This is a genomic window from Muriicola sp. (genome assembly GCF_049669965.1).
Taxonomy (GTDB): domain Bacteria; phylum Bacteroidota; class Bacteroidia; order Flavobacteriales; family Flavobacteriaceae; genus Muriicola.
This window is the reverse complement of sequence record NZ_JBATLB010000147.1, coordinates 1-3059: the sequence shown is the minus strand read 5'-3', so window position 1 is coordinate 3059 and position 3059 is coordinate 1. Positions and strand designations below refer to the sequence as shown.

The 3059-nt window shown below is 43.3% G+C and carries 4 protein-coding genes; 3 read left to right on the top strand and 1 reads right to left on the bottom strand.

What is annotated here, in order from left to right; genetic code table 11:
* Positions 1–140: 140 nt before the first annotated feature.
* The 3 genes from WBM49_RS08080 (at position 141) to nudK (ending at position 2248) form a co-directional block, all read left to right on the top strand.
* Positions 141–899 (top strand): TIGR00266 family protein, encoded by a 759-nt coding sequence (locus tag WBM49_RS08080; RefSeq protein WP_424371545.1) that lies wholly within the window; start codon positions 141–143, stop codon positions 897–899.
* Positions 900–947: 48 nt separating this feature from the next.
* Positions 948–1601 (top strand): DUF2461 domain-containing protein, encoded by a 654-nt coding sequence (locus WBM49_RS08075; RefSeq protein ID WP_424371544.1) that lies wholly within the window; start codon positions 948–950, stop codon positions 1599–1601.
* 65 nt (positions 1602–1666) lie between these two features.
* Positions 1667–2248: a GDP-mannose pyrophosphatase NudK gene (gene nudK, locus WBM49_RS08070; protein ID WP_424371543.1), complete on the top strand. Its 582-nt coding sequence runs from the start codon at positions 1667–1669 to the stop codon at positions 2246–2248.
* An 8-nt stretch (positions 2249–2256) separates the two neighbouring features.
* Here nudK and WBM49_RS08065 read toward each other — a convergent pair.
* Positions 2257–3059 (bottom strand): D-alanyl-D-alanine carboxypeptidase (locus tag WBM49_RS08065; RefSeq protein WP_424371542.1); only part of this gene is annotated, 803 nt, incomplete at its 5' end.

The following is a 3059-nucleotide window of genomic DNA, read 5'->3' as shown; positions in this document are numbered from 1 at the left end:
GCACAGGGAGGTAGATGAGATCATACAAACCCTCCTCAAATAATATGTAACAAAAGATCCAAGGTTAGCACTAACAAATAAAACTTAAAAATACGACCATGAATGCACACGAAATAGACTACCAGATATTTTGAGAAGAAATGCAATATGTTGAGATAGAACTAGATCCGCAGGAAGCCGTAGTGGCAGAAGCAGGCAGTTTTATGATGATGGAAAGCGACATAAAAATGGATACCATCTTCGGGGATGGCTCTAACCAGAACAAAGGGGTATTAGGCAGCTTGCTATCTGCCGGGAAAAGGATACTAACGGGCGAAGGGCTTTTTATGACCTCCTTCCTCAATGCAGGGCAGGGGAAAAGACATTTGTCCTTTGCATCGCCGTATCCGGGAAAAATCCTTCCTATTGACCTCTCCGAGAAACAAGGAAAATTTATTTGTCAGAAAGATGCGTTTCTCTGTGCAGCACAAGGAGTTTCTGTAGGGATAGAATTCTCAAAAAAATTAGGAAGAGGCTTATTTGGAGGCGAAGGATTTATCATGCAGAAATTAGAAGGAGACGGAATGGCTTTTGTACACGCCGGCGGCACACTTGCCACAAAGGAATTGGGTCCTGGGGAAGTACTAAAAGTGGATACCGGCTGTATCGTTGGTTTCACCAAGGATGTGGATTATGATATAGAATTTATTGGAGGAATTAAGAATACCCTCTTTGGGGGAGAAGGCTTATTTTTTGCCACGCTCAGAGGCCCGGGAACGGTCTATGTGCAATCCCTTCCCTTTAGCCGACTTGCCAGCAGGGTCTGGGCAGCGGCGCCTAAAGGCGGTGGAAAAGACAGAGGAGAAGGCAGCATATTAGGTGGCCTTGGAGATCTGATAGATGGGGATAATCGATTCTAAGGACAGCTACAAGTAACCAGGCATTAGGCATGTGGTCAAATAGGAGGTATGAATTTTAAGGAGCTTATCCATTTTCTTCAAGAATTGAACAGGCACAATTCCAAGGATTGGATGGATGATAACCGTGCCTGGTATCATCAGGTTCGAAACGACTTTACTCAATGGCTCGATGAATTGGACTTTCAGCTTTCAGTGTTAGATCCGGAATACTATCATACCCCGGGGAAGAAAGGTATTAACAGGATCAATAATAACCTGATGTTTCACCCCAACAAACCTGTTTATAAAGATCATTTTGGCGCAGGCCTGGACAAGGCACCTAATTCGGCCGATTTTTACATTGAGATCGGAATCAGCGGTTCTCTCCTGGCCGGGGGATTGTGGAGACCGGCACCTTCAACACTGCGCAGTCTAAGAGAGGCCATAGACTTTGATGGGGAGCAGTTGCTGGCCATTTTAGAAAAACCTTCATTTAAGAAGACCTTCGGGGCATTATATGAAGATGAAAAGTTACGAACCACACCCAAAGGCTTTGCGAAAGACCATCCGTATATAGAACTGCTGCGGCATAAAACATTTGCTGTGGTACATCCCCTGGAAACAAAGAAGGTGCTAACACCAAATTTTCAGCATACCATTGTGGAAGTATACATGGAAATGTTGCCTTTTAGACGTTATCTGAATAAGGCGATCTCAGTTTGAAATAATTATAAAAGTATTCGGAAAACAAATTTTGCTTTGGCAGGCCAACTAAAATAGAAAATATTTTGAAAAACGGAAGTATAAAGAATATCAAGAAGGAAGTGTTATCTAACCAATGGTACACGCTTAACCGCTACACCTATGACTATCAAAAGGAGGACGGGAGTTGGGAAACACAGCAGCGAGAAGCTTATGACAGGGGGAACGGAGCGGCCATCTTGTTGTACCACCCCAAAAAGAAGACCGTGATCCTTACCAGACAATTCCGTATGCCTACCTATGTGAACCGCAATAAGGATGGGATGATGATTGAGGTCTGTGCCGGTTTATTAGACGAACAGGACCCGGTTAGTTGTATTAAAAAGGAAGTAGAGGAGGAAACAGGTTTTAAGGTAGAACAGGTAGAAAAGGTTTTTGAGGCGTATATGTCGCCCGGCTCAGTCACCGAGATCCTTCACTTTTTTATCGCCACCTATGACGATTCTATGAAAATTGGTAAGGGAGGGGGAGCAGAGGATGAAACGGAAAATATTGAGGTATTAGAGATCCCTATGGTGGATGCCACTAAGATGATGAGTGAAGGTACCATCAGAGATGCTAAAACCATCATGCTTTTACAATTTGCACGAATTCAGAAACTCCTATAAATTTCTTTTTAATAGGTATCCCGTATCGTTTTAAGAATGTGCTCTATCTTCTTTTTGATGGATGAGGTAGGTTCCATAAAATGATTATTCATAAAACTAAAGAGCAAGATCTTCCCTGATGAAGTTTTCAGATACCCACTGAGGCAATAGGAATTGCCCAGGGTGCCCGACTTTGCGAAGACATAGGGTTCTATATCACCAGCGTACCAATCTTCCAGGGTGCCCGATTGACCTCCGGCGGGGAATAGCGTAAACAGCCTGCTTTGAGGTAGTTCCTTGTTTAATTTATCTAACACAAAAATCACAGATGCCGGCGTGAACAGGTTATACCTCGATAGCCCCGATCCGTCTACCCATCTGGGTTTCTGTGGCAGATTTGCCAAATAGGTATCCAACATATAGTCTCTGGACAGCTCACTCGATAGGGTGTCGGTTAGAACAGCAGAGGCTATCAGAAGTAATTGCTCGGCAATTAAATTGTCGCTTTCGTGCATCATGTACTTGTACAGACTATCTGAAGGCACGCTATACACATAACGAAAATCTTTGGAAGGAAAGTTTTGCACAAGAGAAATAGGTTTGCCTACGGCAGACTGCAGGAGACTTTGGGTTAGGGATATGCTGTTTTTAAAAGGCACTTCTAGGGTATCTGTTTGTTGTGGGTCAATAAAAAAGCTATTTCGATCTTCAAAACGCCTAACAGAACTTGGCTGTAACCGTACACTGTCCTTAAAATAGGCAGGGATTACAGAGATCTTATCGCTTTTATAGAGGGTAACTACATTCCCGTAAAGTGGGAGGGAAGTTATCT

Excerpts from the sequence above, each read along its gene's own strand:
- WBM49_RS08080 (WP_424371545.1), top strand. The coding sequence starts at position 141 with ATGCAATATGTTGAGATAGAACTAGATCCGCAGGAAGCCGTAGTGGCA.
- WBM49_RS08075 (WP_424371544.1), top strand. The coding sequence starts at position 948 with ATGAATTTTAAGGAGCTTATCCATTTTCTTCAAGAATTGAACAGGCAC.